General features: G+C 36.6%; 12 protein-coding genes and 1 tRNA gene. 6 read left to right on the top strand and 7 right to left on the bottom strand.

Translation table 11 applies throughout. The features are described 5' to 3' along the window. Positions 1–58 precede the first annotated feature (58 nt). The 3 genes from ABEG20_RS04030 to ABEG20_RS04020 all read right to left on the bottom strand — a co-directional run bounded on the left by ABEG20_RS04030 (position 59) and on the right by ABEG20_RS04020 (position 4,324). Positions 59–850 (bottom strand): sulfite exporter TauE/SafE family protein, encoded by a 792-nt coding sequence (locus ABEG20_RS04030; RefSeq protein ID WP_406826103.1) that lies wholly within the window; start codon positions 848–850, stop codon positions 59–61. Positions 851–908: 58 nt separating this feature from the next. Beyond that, positions 909–1,532, bottom strand: coding sequence for a Crp/Fnr family transcriptional regulator (locus tag ABEG20_RS04025; protein ID WP_406826102.1), 624 nt, complete (start codon positions 1,530–1,532; stop codon positions 909–911). Between the two features lie 386 nt (positions 1,533–1,918). Next, entirely contained in the window at positions 1,919–4,324 is a 2,406-nt protein-coding gene (locus ABEG20_RS04020) for a sugar-binding domain-containing protein (protein WP_406826101.1), read from the bottom strand. A gap of 394 nt (positions 4,325–4,718) precedes the next feature. Between ABEG20_RS04020 and ABEG20_RS04015 the strand changes: the two genes are divergently transcribed. From ABEG20_RS04015 to drmB, 5 genes are all read left to right on the top strand, one after another. Beyond that, a complete protein-coding gene (locus ABEG20_RS04015) occupies positions 4,719–5,354 on the top strand; it encodes a hypothetical protein (protein ID WP_406826100.1) in 636 nt (211 codons plus the stop codon). Positions 5,355–5,773: 419 nt separating this feature from the next. After that, positions 5,774–6,643 (top strand): hypothetical protein, encoded by an 870-nt coding sequence (locus ABEG20_RS04010; RefSeq protein ID WP_406826099.1) that lies wholly within the window; start codon positions 5,774–5,776, stop codon positions 6,641–6,643. Further along, positions 6,640–8,118, top strand: coding sequence for a hypothetical protein (locus ABEG20_RS04005; RefSeq protein ID WP_406826098.1), 1,479 nt, complete (start codon positions 6,640–6,642; stop codon positions 8,116–8,118). The genes ABEG20_RS04010 and ABEG20_RS04005 overlap by 4 nt, the downstream gene beginning before the upstream one ends. Further along, positions 8,115–11,714, top strand: coding sequence for a helicase-related protein (locus tag ABEG20_RS04000; protein ID WP_406826097.1), 3,600 nt, complete (start codon positions 8,115–8,117; stop codon positions 11,712–11,714). Before ABEG20_RS04005 ends, ABEG20_RS04000 begins: the two co-directional genes overlap by 4 nt. Positions 11,715–11,718: 4 nt before the next feature. Continuing rightward, positions 11,719–13,584 carry a DrmB family protein gene (drmB, locus tag ABEG20_RS03995; RefSeq protein ID WP_406826096.1) on the top strand — a complete coding sequence of 622 codons (1,866 nt, stop codon included), beginning with the start codon at positions 11,719–11,721 and terminating at the stop codon, positions 13,582–13,584. 599 nt (positions 13,585–14,183) lie between these two features. Here the strand turns inward: drmB and ABEG20_RS03990 are convergent. Beyond that, positions 14,184–14,267 (bottom strand) — tRNA-Leu (locus ABEG20_RS03990). A gap of 404 nt (positions 14,268–14,671) precedes the next feature. Here ABEG20_RS03990 and ABEG20_RS03985 point away from each other — a divergent pair. Beyond that, the gene (locus ABEG20_RS03985; protein WP_406826095.1) at positions 14,672–15,310 is read left to right on the top strand and encodes a DUF6266 family protein; all 639 of its coding nucleotides are present in this window, start codon (positions 14,672–14,674) and stop codon (positions 15,308–15,310) included. A gap of 608 nt (positions 15,311–15,918) precedes the next feature. Here ABEG20_RS03985 and ABEG20_RS03980 read toward each other — a convergent pair. The 3 genes from ABEG20_RS03980 to ABEG20_RS03970 form a co-directional block, all read right to left on the bottom strand. Beyond that, positions 15,919–16,683, bottom strand: a complete 765-nt coding sequence (locus ABEG20_RS03980) for an MBL fold metallo-hydrolase (protein WP_406826094.1) — start codon at positions 16,681–16,683, stop codon at positions 15,919–15,921. Positions 16,684–16,732: 49 nt separating this feature from the next. Further along, positions 16,733–17,005 carry a hypothetical protein gene (locus tag ABEG20_RS03975; RefSeq protein ID WP_205058072.1) on the bottom strand — a complete coding sequence of 91 codons (273 nt, stop codon included), beginning with the start codon at positions 17,003–17,005 and terminating at the stop codon, positions 16,733–16,735. Positions 17,006–17,750: 745 nt separating this feature from the next. Beyond that, positions 17,751–18,653 (bottom strand): right-handed parallel beta-helix repeat-containing protein, encoded by a 903-nt coding sequence (locus ABEG20_RS03970; protein WP_406826093.1) that lies wholly within the window; start codon positions 18,651–18,653, stop codon positions 17,751–17,753. Positions 18,654–18,816: the final 163 nt, after the last annotated feature.

Raw genomic sequence — 18,816 nt, 5'->3', positions numbered from 1 at the left:
AAGGCAAAATTGCAACTATTAATTTTGCCTTAAAGTTACTTTGGTTACAGAACTGAATTTATTTTAATAAGGTTTCTCTAAGCAAAATGTACATGCCCATTACCAGCACAAACCAGCCAAAAGCAGGTTTTAGTCTCCTGCTATCTATTTTAGTTGAGAGATAACTGCCTATAAAAATACCCGTCATGGCAATGAGGGTAACCGTAAGCAAAAACGACCAGTTGATATGGTTTTTGCCTAAAGAAAATCCAAAGCCTGTTAATGAATTGAGCGCAATAATGATCAATGAAGTGCCAATGGCTGTTTTGACGGGCAATTTTAACAGGTTAACCAAGGCTGGAATAATTAAAAATCCTCCACCGGCACCAATTAAGCCGGTTATGATGCCTACCATAAAGCCTTGTACCATTACCCAGGCTTTGCTGGCAGACTGTTGATTTGCAGGCTGCTCTTCTGTTTCTTTTGTAATCATGCTGTAAGCCGCAAACACCATCAAAACGGCAAAAAGAAGCATCAATACAATAGATTTGGTCAGTATAAAGCTGCCCACATTTATCAGCTGTTCAGGAATGGCCGGAAGCAGATAATGGCGGGCCAACAATACAGCCATGATAGATGGTATGCCAAAAGATGTTGCAGTGTTTACATTGATCAATCCTTTTTTGAAATATGAAACGGAACCCACCAAACTGGAAGCGCCCACCACAAAAAGAGAGTAGGTTGTAGCCGTTATGGTATCTATACCAAAGAGGTAAACCAGTACCGGCAACGTTAAAACACTACCGCCCCCGCCAATTAAACCCAATGATATTCCAATCAGAACTGAAGCTATATATCCTGCAATTTCCATTTATTTACCTTTGAAGTTCAAAGCTATTACAAATGAAAATGGCTTACCGTTACTTTAGTTACATAAGGATAATTTTGTTTCTGCCCAGCTTTACCATTCGTTGCTCTTCCAGTTGTTTAAGCAGCCGCGAAACAACTACACGAGCAGTGCCCAATTCATTAGCCAGTTGTTCGTGGGTAATCACAATGGTTTTATTATCGGTGAGCCCTACCTTTTTATGGAGTAGGCTCAGCAAACGTTCATCTACTTTTTTAAAAGCAATAGCGTTAACAATTTCCAGTAGTTCTTCGAAACGTTTGTGATATAAACGGAAAATATAATCAAGCCACTGTGGATATTCCTTAATAAAAAGCGAAACTTTATCGACCGGAAGAAACAAAATTTCGGCATCTTCCTCTACTTCTGCCTTTACCTTACTTGTTTCGTTATGCATCCCGCCCAGAAACGACATGATACAACTTTCACCAGCTTTAATGTAGTACAATAAGATTTCGCGGCCATCATCTTCGGTACGCATTACCTTCATACTTCCCCTGATGACGATGGGTATAGACCTGATATGTGCATGCTCGTTCAGAATAACGCTACCAGCGCTATATTTTTTCAGGATACTGTGCTCGTAGAGTTTGGCCACCAGGTGAGGTGAAGAACTAAGGGCTTCGAACTGGTTTAAATTTTCCATCAATTAAATATACAGTTCATTTACCTTATTTTTAAAAACCAATCGTCCTTTCGTATGCCCCTTTTCCACCATATTGCAATGCCCTACCAGCCTGCTCAAATGGAAATACCTGATTTGTTATGAACACTGAAATAACCCTTTCCGATCTTTTTGCTGTTTAAGCTGACCAAATCAACAAGAAAGGGCTACTGATAAGGGCAACCCTTAAAAAATTTGAACCAAAACCTTGTTAGCACCGATTACGCAGGGATATATTGAACATTTTAAATGCTTTTTTTCCATTCAACAAGCCCGTAATGGTGGTTTTGGAGAGCTAAAAATCATTTAAGAACATAAAATCAAGGTCATTTAAGAGCACCTGCCCAACGGATCCGGATAAAGCTAAACTATTTCCCTGATTTCAAAATGATTTCCCCACCCGCTAAATCTGCTGAACTTACCTTAAGTTTGATATTACCCGCTTTATTTGTTGTTCTGATTACGACTAAGGCCCGGCCTTTCCAGGCCTTGCGGGAATTGCCTGTATACGGATCTGTATCCTTTAGGTTGGCATTATCTACCCCCACAATTGTTCCGGGGCCTTCTACTACAAAGTGCAATCTATTTTCCGCATGGGGTTGTAACACCCCGTTGCTATCGGTAACCTCAACCGTTACAAAAGCAAGGTCCTGCCCATTGGCTGTAACCCTATTCCGATCTGAAAATACTTTGACAGTACTGGCTTTTCCAGCCGTTTTTAAAATTTTATGCTCAACTTCTTTACCATCCTGTACACCCGCAACGCTTAATTCTCCGGTAGCGTAAGGCAGGGTAAAAATGGCTTTAAACTCCTGTCTTTCTGAGGTTTCTTTCTCACCAATCAGTTTTTTATTAAGATACAACCTCACTTTAGGGTATTTCGAGTACACCTCAACCTGTATATTCTTCCCTTCGTAACCTGGCCAGGTCCAGCTCTCCCATGTTGGCCATACAGACCAATCCGTTTCTTTAATTTCCAGGGGCGCCAGGTTCGGCTCTTTAACCGCTATATAAAGCTTTTCGGTATCGTTATATAACATACTCCGGTAATGAGAAATCGGTTTGCGGTGCCCAAGCAAATCAATATCGCCGCAATAAGCGCCATGCCAGGGAAATAATTCTGCAGACGAATGAAAATTTGCTGCTTCGCCAGCATAATACCACCTGCCAATACCAGATTCGCCTAAGTAATCCATTGCCGTCCACACAAAATCACCAAGAATATAATTGTTATCATTAACCAGTTTCCAGTTTGCAAAAGCATCTCTGGGATAGGATTCTGTTTGAACAATAATCCTCGATGGTACCCTTTTATGATCATCTATCGCCCTGTGCAATTGATAATTATAACCCGCGATATCATGCTCGGCCATTAAAGGATCAAAAATCTCCCAATCTTTATCCCAGGTGGTCATGGCTGAAGTAACCGGACGTGTAGGGTCGAGCTGACGTACCTTGCCAGCCAGCATTTTTGCCGTTTGCACGGCCTGCGCTTCTTTTCGCTCAATAATTTCATTTCCGATGCTCCACATGATAACCGAAGGATGATTTCTGTCTCTCAGTACCATGGCCGCTACATCTTTTTCCCACCATTTATCGAAATACATGGCATAATCATATTTGTTTTTGGCTGTTTTCCAGCCATCAAAAGCCTCATCAATCACCAGCATACCTAAACGGTCGCATGCGGACAAAAATGCTGCTGATGGCGGATTATGAGCTGTTCTTACCGCATTAAAACCGGCTGCCTTTAACAGTTCTACGCGTCGCACTTCTGCCCTGTCGAATGCAGCTGCCCCTAAACAGCCATTATCATGATGTACGCAACCGCCATTTAATTTTATGGTTTTGCCATTCAGCTGGAAACCATTTGTGGTAGAAAATTTGATATCGCGAATTCCAAAATTTTCGCTGTTCGAATCCATGCGCTTCTGATCAGACCATATTTCTGTTTTAGCCTGATACAAATGTGGTTGCGCTATCGACCATAATTTAGGTTTCAGCACCGCTATTTGCTGAAGGAGTTCCTGTTCGCTATGCGGCGCTAATTTAACGGAAACCTGATGAGCAGCAGCTTCTTTGCTATCTGGCCCCATAATATGGGTACGAACAACCACTGTCTGCATCACCGAAGCATCGTTCTTTACCTTTGTTTTTACCTGAACCAATGCTTTAGCAGGAGAAACTTGTGGGGTAGTAATGCCTACACCATAATCCGGAACATGAATGGGATTTGTAATTTTGATCCAAACATGCCTGTAAATACCCGAACCGCTGTACCACCTGCTATTTTTCTGTTTGGCATTATCTACGCGGACAGCAACTACGTTTTCCTGACCAAAGTGAAGATAAGGCGTAAGATCGTATGTAAATGCAGAGTATCCGTAAGGATATACACCTAAAGACTTGCCATTAATAAAAACCTCCGAATTCATATATACCCCTTCAAAATGGATGGAGACCAATTTACCTTTCCACTTAGCTGGTACAGTAAATGTTTTGCGGTACCAGGCCATTCCGGAAGGGAAAAATCCCCCATCTCCCCCCATTGGGTTTTTAGGATCGATCTTGCCTTCAATACTCCAATCGTGCGGAAGATCTAATGTTCTCCAATCCCGATCATTAAAATCTTTTGCACTGGCTTCCGGAGCATCACCCAATTTAAATTTCCAGTCAAAATCAAAAAGCTGCTGACGCTCCTGTGCCTGAATATTTAAGGAAATGCCAAATAAAAATAAAGTATAAAGAGATAGCAGTTTGGTGAGCCTGAGCATAGCTGATTGAAGGTTTGGTTTAACCAAAAATAAGAAATAAACGTCATAACGACAATTATTTTATTCGTGAAGATATGTTGTTGAAATGGGAGCAATTTATCCTATTGGTAATCCTGCTTGTGCACCAGTTAATTTTTAATCATTTAACTTTCCGTTTGCAGTAAGGGGGATTTAATTAATAATGAAGATTTTTCTTTGAGATTGAGATATTATTTCTAAATTAGTAATGCAAACTGTTAAATAATATATTTTTTCACTTAATCTCAGAGATCCAAAAACAACAATTAATTTTTAACAATATTCCTGGTCGAGTGGTAGCCCCACATTTCCTATATCTCTGAAAAGAGTTATTTGGCAGTTTGCAGCGACCAGGATACTTTTTAATTTTTAGGTTATGCAAACTGCCAAAAGTAAAAACCCAAACACACAGCTCCCTGCTCAGGTTGCAGCTGTAGCCAACAAAATGAATGTATTGCCTGCCATTTGCGCGGTAAAAGGAACCCTACATCACATTGATGGGCATGTTTCAGAAATCACGATGACTTTGCCACGTTACAGCGGTTGGGCAGAATTTTTAGAAGATGGGCAAAACGCCGTTAGGGAATATGTATACCAGCTCACCCGGCATTGGATACAGATTAGCCATTTCTTTATCGAAACCGGAACCCTCAACCCCAACGGTACCATAGCTTCTTGTTTTTTACCCCGCCGGTTTGATATTCCATTAGGGAAATTTTATAAACCGATGGTATCCGGTGCCTGGGTAAGAGCCGATCAGCACCCGCAGCACCCAAAGTACAACCAAAAAGGATCAGGCAAAAGTTTATCCGCATTGATGGCTATTGCAGGCATTAGAAATGACGTGGTTTATCATCAAGAAGAGCCTAATACTATTCTTTGCGGCATTCCAATAGAAAGTCAATCGGCTTACTTTGAAAAAGGCGATATTCCTATCGGATATTTTGAGAAGGATGGAATGGAATATCTGGTGATTTATAGTTATGTTGTTGGGAAAGGAAGTTTTGAGTGATGAATGGGTTAGTTAAATAAATTTGAGCCCTTGCAGATGGTGAGGGCTTGAATGTGTTTAAATTGAATATTACTGTGTATAGGATAGAAAAACTTAGGATTGTATTTGATTTTAGTATAATAGTTCTACTGGCACACTAAAAATGATACAAAAAAACACATCCACATATTTTTTTTAAGGAGATTTTGAATATTACCGTGATAATTTTAGTTATGATTTAATTTGATATTAAAAGTTTATATTTCTATGTATAATTCTAGCAACAATTTATTAACTTTAATTTTAATTTTAATTATTAACGTCCTCATTCTTTTAACTTCATTAACAAAACAGGTCTTATAGATTTTGATTCGACTGAGGAGATATCTGAGTAGGTTTATTTGATCATGATCATAAATAAAAATTACTATAAGTCTCTATTGGATAAATTTGATGATGTTCCAATTTTAAACCATCATCTAAAATCGAAATTGACAGAATTTTCGTTAAAAGTACTATTGCACTGTCAGAGAAATTCAACACCAATACATTGGAATTTTCAAGGTTTAAAATCTGAACTTAGCGACCTCGCTAGAAGTTTATTTATAGAATTTTCAAATGATATTTATTTAAATCACTATGATTTGCCGGCTATCAAAGATGGAGATTTAGTAAAGAGAAGGTCTGATGGAGAATATTACAAAGTTATAAAAACAGAAAGTATTACTTTCAGGTTAAACCATATCCCAAGAAAAACAAAAAAAGATAGTTTCCCAGCTAATATTCCTGAAATTAGATACGATAAATTAGCATTGAAATATCTGAAAGTAAGTGCGGGTGTTAGTGAAAAAACTATTAAGAACTACTTCGATTTTTTTGAAAAACTCAATAATGAAAAAAGCGAGTTTCCCAGAACTCATTTTGAGAAAAAATCTGTTTTTATCACAAAAAAAACATTATGGGATGAACTACCAGAAAAATCGAAAATACCTTCAATATATTTACCTAATCCAAGAGAAGAAAATGGAATATCTGAAATAAAATCAATTCCAGCGTTATCTGACTGTCTAACATATTTTACGCCTAAATATGAAGTTTGCTATCAAAACATACTTCTGAAAGGAGAAAAAATAAAAACAATAATTGTTTTCGATACAGAAGCAGATAAAATACAACAAATTCTACAGGATAAAGTAAAGTTTGGTTTTAATCTTATTGTACTTTCAAACAGTGTTACACCTTTGAAAAATGAAGGAATTTCTTGTTGGAATTGGTTTAGGGAAGAAACAGAAATTCTAAAAACTTTATGATTAATTTCAGAAACATACCGAGCAATGAATTGGACGAACTAATCAGAAAACTTGATGAAAAAATTACCTATGTCAAATCTGAATTTGGAATCGAACTCAAGTCGTATGGAAACATTTTAAGGATTGCCATTAATGCCATTCAAAATGAAACTATAGAAAATCTTATTGAAAGAGTATCTATAAATAGAGAATTAGAAAGAGGGCTTGATAATGCCGGAGGTTATACTGTTGATTTTCTTGAAGGTAATAACCCAAAAGAAAATTTGATAAGCATTCTTAATTATTTGAAAGAAAATTCTCCAAAACAAAAAACAATTTTAAAATATCTCAATGAAACGGAAAAACGTGTAGTTGCGGTATTTGACAACAATGATTTTGACTTCGTAAAACCGAAAATTATAAACCGAAAAATTGAGATTGTCTCATATTCGGATTTGAAGCGAACCGACCTTCAAAATAAAACTTTGGTTCTGCATACGTTTAATGGACAAAAAGATTTTGATTATCTGTACAATTTGGATAATGAAATACGGCTTGTAGTTTACAAGCAAGAGAAAAACTTATACCATAAGTACCTTGACCAAAGAAAAAAACTTATAGAACAAGAAATTAAATCAACAGATAGATTTTCAATTTCTGGCATTGAGTACAGAGAAGTGAGGGATAATGTTACAGATATAAGTACCACTATTAATGGAATTGTTTCCCGTTTGGACGAAATGAACAACAAGGCTTATGAAGGCTACAAAAACGAATGCGATTTGCTACTGAGTGAGATTGAAGAAAAATTACTATACAAAATCACATCCGATAGAACAACTTTCATTCTAGAAAGTAACGATACACTTTTTACAGACACAGGAGAATTGATAAAATGCTATAAAATGAAAGCAGGAGATAAAATCAGGATTTATCCAAAAGAGGAATTAGCAGAAAATTTATATCAAGTCGCAGTTGAAACTGAACCCGAAATTTTCGGAAAGGTAGAAGAGCACTCAAAGTTTTGGAAACAAATTATTAGAGAATTGAGAAGGAAATTCGGTAATGATTTGCTTTATAAGAAATTGAAAGAAAAAGGATTAAGGGTTTTACAAAACACACTTGATACTTATGATGGAGAAAGAAGCTTACGTAAATTCCCAATGTTCAACAATGACATAAGGGCAATTTTCCGATTGTGTTATAATGACAAAAACGAAACCGAAATTGATACAATTTTAAAACCTATTCTAAAATCAAAAGCCACTTATAACAGTACAATGATTGTACTTGGTCGTGGCTTGAAAGAAGAATTAAGATTGTTTTTGAAAGAAAACAAAGTTGGTAAAATTCTTCAAAAGAGAAATCTGAACGCAACAACTTTGCAAACCTTCATTCAGGAAAATATGCCCATACATACCATCACAAACAAAGAAGCTCTACAAATGGAAATAGAACATTTAGAGTATTTGGCATTAGAATTAATTGAATTATGAGTGTAGCAGAAAACAGGAATATAGTTATCGAACGTGTCCGAAAAGAAATAATCGGTCCAGGTTCAGATATTTTTCAATGTAAAGATGATTTTAGTAATGAAATCATTGAAGGAAAGCCCTTGCAACGCTATTTATCAGGCATTTTGTTTCCAAAACAATTGCAACCAAATGCAAGTGATAATGGGGAGCAAGAAATGAAAGATGAAGATGCAGAAGATACTATTGATTTATCTTCGGATTTTGTCGAACCTGAAAATAAAGAAAAAGAAATCTTTGAGGAGGAGGAGGACGAAGCCGACAAAATAGGAACTCAACCAAAATATACAGCTAATACTTTCTTTCCTTCACACTTTGGAATAACATTTTCTGTAGATAAGTCTTGCAAGAAATTTAAAGCCGTCATCAATTTTGGGAACTATAAAAAGGCAAATCATACAGAAATAAAAATTCCGTACAACGGAGAAGACGTACATCTTTTAGCAGAGCACGGTCTAAGCCAATATGTCAATTACGAAGCGCAAAATAAATATCTCGTACAAACACATAAAATCCAACGTACTAAAAACGGAAGTCTGACACTAGAATATCTTAGTTTTCAAGACAGTCTTAAATCACTAAGACAAAATACTTCAAATGATTTTCCTATATATAAAGTCATTTCAAAACTATTTTTCAAAGACAAATACAAGCGAAACAATAATCGTATAGAACTTGAAATAAGTATTGCGGATATTCTAAATGCTAATGATGAACATCTTGAATTAAAGTTATCGGAACAACCAAATGTAGATACTGAAAATTGGAACAAAGAATTGATTGAAAATTTGCATTTTCACTTGAAGGTATACACTAATTATTCTAATAAATATTACATAAAAGCAGTAATTGAAAATAAAGTTCAAATACCTAAAGATAAGTTTTCTCTTTCTAAAGAAAAAGTAAATCAAGTAAGTTGCTTTCAAACACAAATAGAAATCGAGAGTGAAAAGTTATTGCCTTTTAGAGATTATAAAAACCATTTGTACAAAACCGATGAAGATAAAATGTTGGATTATCTTTATCGGGGAAAATTGGCATTTGGAATTGGGCACAACACAGCATGCACTTGGGAAAATGCACAATCGCCAAACACACCAAAATGGATAAAATCAACATTTCTTCCTGATTATGATGTAAAAAGCCAAAGTTCAGAAACTGATAAAATAAAAGTAGATATTCTGAATATTAAAAACTTGTCCGTTTACAATATAGATAAAAAAAGCATCATTTCAAACCTTCGAGAAGTTGCCGATGCTTACAAACTTTGGATTGAAGATGAACGAAAATCTGTCAATGGAGATGAATTGGGCTTAAAAAACATTGTAAAGTGTGAGCAGATTTGCAACCGTATTAGTAACGGAATAAACTTACTTTTAGAAAACGAAAAAGTACTTCGAGCGTTTCAGTTAGCGAACACAGCAATCTATTTGCAAATGCTTCAAACGGCACAACATTTCAGTGCAAAGAAAGAAGGTTTCGAAGTTTGGGAAAGAAACGAAGTTTTACAGCACGAATTTGAAGATTATGCAACTTTAATTTTTCCATCAGACAGAATACCCCAATGGAGACCATTTCAATTAGCATTTATATTACAATGTCTAGCATCGTTTGTAGATGAAAAGACTACAGAAAAAGAATTGATAGATTTGCTTTATTTCCCGACGGGTGGTGGTAAAACAGAGGCTTACTTAGCCGTTTCGGCATTTCTGATATTTTGGAGAAGAATACAATATCCTGATGCTTATGACGGAGTGAATATTATTATTCGTTACACCTTACGTTTACTTTCTGCACAGCAGTTTGAACGTGCCTCAAAAATGATTTTGGCTTGTGATTTTATAAGAAAGCACTATAAAGATTTAGGAAGTAATTGTATTTCTATCGGTTTTTGGGTTGGAAAGCAAACTATTCCTAACTATTTGGATGATGCAAAGAAGAAATTGGAAGCTGTACAAAAAAAGCTCAATAAAGGCGATGCTTATGTAGTAAATCCATTTCAGTTGTCGAATTGCCAATGGTGCAACACGAAAATTATTTCCCGATTATCAGAACAAGACACAACCTATCAAATTGGACATAGAACCAATAAACAGTTACATAGCTATTGCTTAAATGATGCCTGCCATTTTTCTGAACAAAATGGGGGTTTGCCAATTGTTTTAATTGATGATGACATTTACTCAAAACCACCAACTATTCTTTTTGCTACAGTTGATAAATTTGCAACATTAGCTTGGAAAGGCGAAGCAACAACATTTTTCAATAACGGCTCAAACAGAAAGCCTGAATTGATTATTCAAGACGAATTACATTTGCTAAATGGCACTTTGGGTAGTTTAGTAGGTCTATTTGAAAACGCGCTTTTACAACTATGTGATAATCCAAAAATTATCGCGTCAACAGCAACCGTAAAAAATGTAGATAAGCAAATTCAAGGTTTATATGGTAGGGAAGCAAGAATATTTCCGCAATACGCTACCAATGCAGACGATACTTTTTTCTCAAAGGTTATTGAAGAAAGTAAAAGAAAATATATTGGGATTTTGCCAACAGGAAAAACAACGGTTGTTACCAATCTACAACTATTGGCTTCCTTACTTTATGCAAGATTGGAGATATGGAAAAACTCGACAGACAAAACAGATGCCGACAATTTTTGGACAATTCTTTCTTATTTCAAAAGTTTAAAAGAAATTGGTAGGTTTTCCAATAAAATAAATTCAGAATTAAAACCAATTATCAAACAATTACAAGTTCGCTACTTAAATGATGATTTCATTACAGCAAACAATTACAACAAGCTTTCATACCGAAATATTGAATTAACAAGTCGTATTCCCAATGAAAAAATTAAAAAGAATTTAGACAAATTAGATGTTCAATTTGAAGGCAATATAAAAGAACATAAGGCTTATGATTTAGTCTTGGCAACTAATATGATTAGCGTTGGGCTTGATGTTGGACGCTTAGGTGTAATGGTAATTAATGGAATGCCGCCTAACACAGCCGAGTATATTCAGTCAAGCAGCCGTGTAGCAAGGAAAAATGAGGGCTTAGTAATTACGCTTTATGACCCTTTCAATAGTCGGGATTTATCCTATTACGAAGATTTTATTCAGTTCCACAAAACATTTTATAAGCAAGTTGAACCATTAAGCGTTACGCCTTTTGCTGAAAACGCTTTAGATAAAATGCTGTTTACACTCATCCTTGCATATTTCAGACATACAACACCATATACAGCTAATGATACGGCAAATGCTGTGATTGATAATAAAGTAAAAAATGAGTTACGAAATAATTTAGTTACTCTCTTCCAAAATCATCAGTTTGCTCAAAATGACTTGCAACTCATCACAGAAAAGATCGACGATATTTTAAGAGACTGGAGAACAAAAATTGAAGACAATAAAGGTTTAAAGCATTACTATTGGAAAGATCATCAATCGTTAATTGTGCCTTTACAAGAGAAAAAAAATGACGATCAAACATTAACCGCTATGCAATCAATGAGAAGCGTAGAACCTACTGCGGAAATATTAATCAACAAATATTAGAAATATGGCATTTGATAAAATAAAACACGGGAGAAGCAAGCATATTTCTAATTATGGAGGTGTTGGTTCCTTAATTGAAACCACAGACAGTTCTATAATTATAGAAACATTTGACAATTGGGGTTATGCTGATTTGAATGAAAAATTAGCCCATTATATCATTAAGGACGACCGTCTCTTACAACGTCTGAAAAACAGATTTAAAAATCTAAAGCACTTGGTCGCTATTCCAACGGATAGAGATTCTTTTTTACATCAGGTCAGACCAAAAGCAAGCTACTTCCCAAAATGGCTTTATTGCACTCACTGTAATCGTTTTGCTACTTATTTTGAATGGAAAAGCCGTTGGAGAAGCATAGGGAAAAGTCTTGATTTTTTCAGTCCACCAAAATGTAGTAATAAAGACTGTAAAGAAAATCATTTAGAGCAAATACGCTTTGTTATGACATGCAAAAATGGACATGTTCACGATTTGCCATGGGAATTTTGGAACAATCGTTTGGCAACAGACCGAACCAATGAGGAAGAAAAAGAAGACGATAATAAAAATGAGAAGCCTACAGGTCCACAAATTGATTTTTCAAAAAAATGTTGTGAACAGCAGGATTTAATTTATAAAATCAGTAGGGAAAATACAGAGCTTTCAGGAATTTGGGTTGAATGTAAAAATTGTAAAAAGAAAGCCAATCTAAAAGGTATATTCAATTATGAACAGATTTGTCCTGGTAAAAAATATTGGTTAGGTCAAACTAATGGTAAGTTTCACGATGAGGATTGTAGAGAAATCACAAGTGTAAAGCTAAAAACGAGTAATAGCGTTTATTACGCCAATACGTTAAGCAGTTTGTATATTCCAGAAATGCAAAACCCACTTTCTTCTGAAATAAGGATTGATATTGACAATATGGTCTTAAAGCAAAAGTATTCTACGGAACAAATTGTGGAATTGATTTGTGATTTAAAAGGCGTACAAAGAGAACTCGTTGAACAATATTTGGAAAATGGAGATATTAAATACATCCCCGACAACGTTTACCGTCAAGCAGAATATAATTATTTTTTAGAAAAAGATCAACCTGAAAACAATCAAATTAAATTTCAAGTAATTGATTGCGTTGAACAGATAAACGGGTTTGCAAAATTGGTAAAAATTGATAAGCTAAAACGTACAACTGTCCAAACATCATTTACACGAAATGAACCCATAGACATAGATTCAATTTTACAAGATCAAAAGGAATATGAGTATACTGTACAAAGACAATCGGTATCTAGAAACAATTTTGAAACGAAAACTTTACCTTCATTAGAAAGTTATGGAGAAGGGATTTTGTTTGTATTAAATAGGAAAGAATTAGAACGATGGGAACAACAACAAGTAATAATTGAACGAATAGAGAAAATAAAAACGAATGCCCAAAACGCTGATTGGAAATCGCACCAAATAATAGCAAAAACACTAACACCAAGAAAGGTATTAATACATACCCTATCTCATTTGTTGATACGAGAATTAGAATATGTTTGTGGCTATCCAGCATCTTCTTTGTCCGAGAGACTTTATGTAAGCGAAACAATGAACGGCTTTTTAATTTCTGCATTTGACGGAACAGACGGCTATTTAGGAGGACTTTCCAACTTGTGTAATGATTTGGAAAACCTAAATAACATTATTAATAGTGCCATTTCAAGAGCGACTGATTGTTCTTCTGACCCTATCTGTATTGAATCTGGAGGACAAGGTGTTGGACAACTTAACTTAGCAGCTTGTCATTCTTGTACATTGACACCTGAAACAACTTGTGAATTATCGAATTTATATCTCGATAGAAAAATTTTAATAGATTCAGATTATGGGTATTATAGATGATTATCTATGTTCTTTTACCGAAATTCTTTTTAATAATACACAAGCCATATGTAAATGGAAACCCCAATAAATTCAAAAGATACTTGAAGAGTCAGTATATATCCTAATGTCTATAACAAAAAATAACCTATTTCAAAACACTCATTTCCAATAGGTTATTTATATTTTCGGCACCTAATAGGAGATCCGATAGCTATCGGATCGAACTCCCACACCCATACAGGCGCCAGCCCCTCAAGCTGGTGCGTCTACCACCCCGATAGCAATCGGGGTCGCCTCTAACGATATCGATCAATAAGTTTAGCTACCATTTCAGGATATTGCTTTAAGTTTTTGATATAAATGACACTTTCATTTTTTTGATATGTGATTCGATCGATCGAGATTGTTGGTATGCAAATCATTGATATGAAGAAAAAGTTCCCGGTCGGTAGCTTTACTGGTAAAACTACCTGTATAAATGCCTTGTAAATGCTCGTCTAATCGTTTGGATAAATCCAGACAACTACCAGTATAATAACAGTTCAATTTTTTGGAGAAAAAGAATATAAACTGATGACATACAACGAAAAAGAGTTTGGTAAAAACCAAACTCTTTGTACCCAGAAGCAGATTCGAACTGCCACGCCGTTGCCAGCGCCACCCCCTCAAGATGGTGCGTCTACCAATTTCGCCACCTGGGTTTATTTTATCATACTGTCACTCCCAATTTGATGGCTCGTCTAACATCCCGATTGCTATCGGGATCGCCCACCTGGGTTTGAAGTTTGCAAATATATAAATTAACCATAGTGCGCTGCAACATTCATAAAATATTTTTTGAACTAAATTAAAGAGATCAAATTTTTGACATCTGAAACTTATTCCCGTATCGGCAAATGGTAAACTTATCCCAGTATGGAACAATGCATTAAACATACATAATAGCTAACTTTTTCAACGGACTTTTATCGTACTTAAGCCGGACTTTCGTCGGACTTATGACAATTCTACCCGATCAAAGTCCGACGAAAATCAAGAGTAAATATCAGTTATTTGTTTATTAATCAGCAATTTGCTATATTGTATTACATTAACTAATGCAATCATGGGAAAAATCGAAAACGGAATTAACGGTGGCTTCACCGGCTCGGTGGGCGCCGTAACGGGTTATTATCTCAATGGAAAATGGGTGATCAGGAGCAAACGCAGAAAATCGATTAAAAACAAAACCGGTAGTGCTGATCAAAAAGCCTGCAGATCGCGTTTTACCATCATGCAGACCTTCTTAAGTCCTATTGTTGCTTTTATCAGGATTGGTTTTAACCTGGAGTCGAAAAAACGGATGATGACTGCCCATAATGTGGCGAAATCCTATAACATGCTGAATGCCCAAAATGCCTCCGGCGAAATCGACTATGCTGCTGTGCGTTTAAGCTTTGGAAACCTCACCGGTGCGGAAGGGGTTAAGCTGGAACATGACGATTCGGGTGTACATTTCAGCTGGAGGGATAATTCTAAAGGCGATAATGCCAGGAAATATGATCAGGTCATGCTGATGGCCTATGATGTGGACAACAAATTGGCTTTCTATGAAACCAGTGGTGCCAGGCGGTTTAAAGAAAGGGAAAGTCTGGAGATTCCTGCCGCTTATAAAGGCAGAACATTTCATACCTGGATGGCTTTCATTGCAGACGACAGAATGGGAATATCTGCAAGTACGTATTGCGGCAGTTTCATTTTTTAATAATGGTAATAATTTAGAGCCTGTTAAAATTTTATTAAATTACATTACTTCTAATAGTTTGTCACACTGAGAAATAATTTATTTTATAAAAACCAATATAGATGACGTAACTGATTTCTCATGCCATACAGCTCAGTCTTGCCTCGGCTACCGATGAAAAATCGGTACAGGTCCTCCGCCGCCGAAGGGCTCTTACTTTTTGGCATCAAAATTAACAAAACCGAGGCTCTGCCGAGCTCATTAATACAAATGAAAACAATAGAAAACCATTAATAAAATGCCGGCTGAAAATTTATTCATTTGTTATTATATTTTTCAGCTGCATTCATGAGGGCTTCGCCGTTTTCTTTTAAAGCCACTGTTATGGCTAGAACAGTGCAGACCGAAAAATTTATTAGGCCGGTTTTAAGTAGAACGGAGATAAGGTGCTATGGCCAAGCTATACGGAAATGCATGATGCATCAATCCACTCATTCATAAGTAATTATAAAATAACGTCAATGGTAGCGAACTCGAAGTACTTCTCTTAACTGTAAAAAATTGTCTTCGACTACGCTCAGACTGACATACGAAATAATTTTACTTAATTTTAAACAGGCTCTATCTAATTAACACTCAATACTAAGCCCATCATAAGCCAGCCTGATGTTCGAAGGCAAGTCTTTTTCCACGTCGGCATGTTTACCCAGATTATGGCTGATGTGCGTCAGGTAAGTGGTTTCTGCCCCTACCCGTTCTGCAAAAGCAATGGCTTCGCCCAGGGTAAAATGAGAAATATGTGGTTCTTTCTGCAAAGCATTGAGCACCAATATTTTTGTTCCCTTGATTTTCTCAAAACTCTGGGCTGATATGGTTTTGGCATCGGTGATGTAGGTAAAATCGCCCATCCGGTAGCCGGTAATGGGCAGTAAATGGTGCATCACTTCAAATGGAATGATGGTTGTTTCGCCAATCTTAAAATCTTCGCCATTGGTTACCGTGTGGAGGTTAATCTGTGGTAAACCATGGTATTTGGTTTCGGCAAAAATGTAATAAAATTCCCTTTTTAACGAAGTTTGCACCCTTTCGGTAGCGTATACATCTATTACCTTATGTAATAAATAATTAAAAGGCCTGATATCATCTAAACCTGCAATATGGTCCTTATGTTCGTGTGTAAACAGCACTGCATCGAGGTCTTTTACCTTTTCGCGCAGAAGCTGGTAACGGAAATCAGGCCCGCTATCTACCACTAGGGTTTTATCAGCCGTTTCCACTAGGATAGAAGTCCTTAAACGGTTATCTCTTTTATCAGCAGATCTGCAAACCTCACAAGTGCAAGCAATTACAGGAACGCCTTGTGATGTACCGGTACCTAAAAAAGTAACTTTCATCTGCTTAAACTTTCCTTTCTAAATAAGTAATCCCTGCCTGGTATCTTCATTAAAATAATTCGGTTTGTTGTAAAGATTGATAAAACTGGCGTTGCTTTTCATCCAATAGATTTTCCTCGGCGTTGGTCTGTTTTACCAGCGTAACTAACGCGGCAATTTTTCCTTCCAGATTGGAAAACTTATTGACCACAACAACCTTATTGTGTTCGAGCAGACAGGAACCTGTTTTAAAGTTCCCTTTCTCATAACGCACCTTATAACCCATCGCCAAAAGCAGGGCTTCTAATTTCTCTAAAGTATGGTTTGTTAGCGGCAATGACATTGGAAACAAACTTAGATAAATCTGCGCAGCATTCATAAATACAGCGGTGAAAAAATTTATCAACTACGATGTTCTTTTCTAAAACATGTTGCACCTGGGTTAGCAGCTCTGCTAGCTCACGTTAATAAACCACGAGTTTCACCAAAGAACGCCGTCGATCCCAAGAGCCAGAGAAATCAAAAAAACAGTTGTAGGAAAGAACAAATAGTACTGCCAAACCTAAGCGTAGTGGTTTTTTTTCATAGATATACCATTGTTGACAGGATCCATTAGTGCGGGTCGTCATTCTCGCGAATGCGGGAATCTTAAAGCACTTGCATTACGATTCCCATCCGATAGCAATCGGATCAAGTTGGGAATGACGATCCCTATAAGAATCTGTGCTAAAAAAATAATCACTAGTATAAATATTTCCATACGAAAGATAAATATCGGGAACCATTTTCTCTCCTACCTATTTTTATTGAAATACGCTAACACATCCCGAAGAATTTCGATTTTAAGTGTTGGCTAAAAACCATTGTTTCTTAACACGACCAAGCCACTTAAACCCGACAGCAGCGGCAGCGCCCGATTCTTCATCGGGCCTATAGCGAATGGTGGGACTGCAACAACCTAAGAATTGCTGCAATTGCTTTTCAAAATAAGGCAACATATACCCTATGCTATACCTAGAAATTTGACTTCAATAAAACAAAAAAGGTTCAGCTGTTTCCAGCTGAACCATTTTACGGGGAGAGCAACCTTAATTAATCCGGTTAAAAAGCCCTTTTACATTACCAGAGCCACCGCTGCCTGTGGTAGTGATGTGGCCGGCGTTTCCATTTCCGTCGTAACCGCTTCCTTTGTTATTGCTGGCAGTGCAATTGGTCACCGTATGGGGCACGTTTTGTCCGGCACTACCCAGCTTAAAGCCATTTCCATCACCGTTGGTACCATAACCATTATTAGTGGCAGTACAATTATTGATGACAACAGTATAAGGCTGTCCGTATAAATCCCAGCCATCATCAGAATTGTGGTAGGCATTACAGGAGTTAAACTGATTACCTGCACCGGCAGATAATTTGCAGGCATAACCATCTGCATTTTCACCACCGTTGGCCACGTCGTAATTATCATAAGAAGTAGAATTATTGATGCTGTTGTGGTGACCGCCGTTATAAATCTGAAGTCCGGAGTCCTTATTTCCATGAGTAGTTACTTTATTGACATAATTGTAGCCACCTGTCTGGAAAACAATCCCGCAGTCAGGAGCATTTCTGATGGTCATATTGGTAATATTCCAGTAACTTCCATTTACTTTTACCCCCCAGTTGGCACCAGAAATACCCGAACAATCCAGTATACCACCGGTAAAATTAATTTTAGAACCGGATGTACCACTTTTAAGTAACTGAAGGGTGCTGGTGAGGTAAATGGTACCGCTTACGGTAATCACATCGCCTGGTTGTGCATTTGCTATGGCCGTTTTTAAAGCAGCTTCTGTGCTTACTGTAGCACTTACTGCCGCTGTAGCAAGTTCAATTTTGTTTGGCCGTACGGTAGACTGACCATCTGCAAGATCAGCCGCTGTTGTGTTGTCTTTCTTGCATCCGAACAATGCAATAGCCATCCCGAGTACGAGAATACCTGATTTTTTTTTCATGTTTGTAGAATTATATTTGGTTAATACTAAGCATGAAATTAACAACTAAAATACAATTATGTATGATAAATCATATATATCTGTGCAATCGTTCCCGTGACTAAAAAAGTGTACAGCCGCTTTACCGCGCGCGATCGTAATGCTGAATTCATTTCAGCATCTT

The sequence above is a fragment of the Pedobacter sp. KACC 23697 genome (assembly GCF_045348445.1).
Taxonomy (GTDB): Bacteria; Bacteroidota; Bacteroidia; order Sphingobacteriales; family Sphingobacteriaceae; genus Pedobacter.
The sequence above is the reverse complement of the archived record's forward strand: the minus strand, read 5'-3'. Positions and strand labels throughout refer to the sequence as shown.

Excerpts from the sequence above, each read along its gene's own strand:
- ABEG20_RS04030 (WP_406826103.1), bottom strand. The coding sequence starts at position 850 with ATGGAAATTGCAGGATATATAGCTTCAGTTCTGATTGGAATATCATTG.
- ABEG20_RS04025 (WP_406826102.1), bottom strand. The coding sequence starts at position 1,532 with ATGGAAAATTTAAACCAGTTCGAAGCCCTTAGTTCTTCACCTCACCTG.
- ABEG20_RS04020 (WP_406826101.1), bottom strand. The coding sequence starts at position 4,324 with ATGCTCAGGCTCACCAAACTGCTATCTCTTTATACTTTATTTTTATTT.
- ABEG20_RS04015 (WP_406826100.1), top strand. The coding sequence starts at position 4,719 with ATGCAAACTGCCAAAAGTAAAAACCCAAACACACAGCTCCCTGCTCAG.
- ABEG20_RS04005 (WP_406826098.1), top strand. The coding sequence starts at position 6,640 with ATGATTAATTTCAGAAACATACCGAGCAATGAATTGGACGAACTAATC.
- ABEG20_RS04000 (WP_406826097.1), top strand. The coding sequence starts at position 8,115 with ATGAGTGTAGCAGAAAACAGGAATATAGTTATCGAACGTGTCCGAAAA.
- drmB (WP_406826096.1), top strand. The coding sequence starts at position 11,719 with ATGGCATTTGATAAAATAAAACACGGGAGAAGCAAGCATATTTCTAAT.
- ABEG20_RS03985 (WP_406826095.1), top strand. The coding sequence starts at position 14,672 with ATGGGAAAAATCGAAAACGGAATTAACGGTGGCTTCACCGGCTCGGTG.
- ABEG20_RS03980 (WP_406826094.1), bottom strand. The coding sequence starts at position 16,683 with ATGAAAGTTACTTTTTTAGGTACCGGTACATCACAAGGCGTTCCTGTA.
- ABEG20_RS03975 (WP_205058072.1), bottom strand. The coding sequence starts at position 17,005 with ATGTCATTGCCGCTAACAAACCATACTTTAGAGAAATTAGAAGCCCTG.
- ABEG20_RS03970 (WP_406826093.1), bottom strand. The coding sequence starts at position 18,653 with ATGAAAAAAAAATCAGGTATTCTCGTACTCGGGATGGCTATTGCATTG.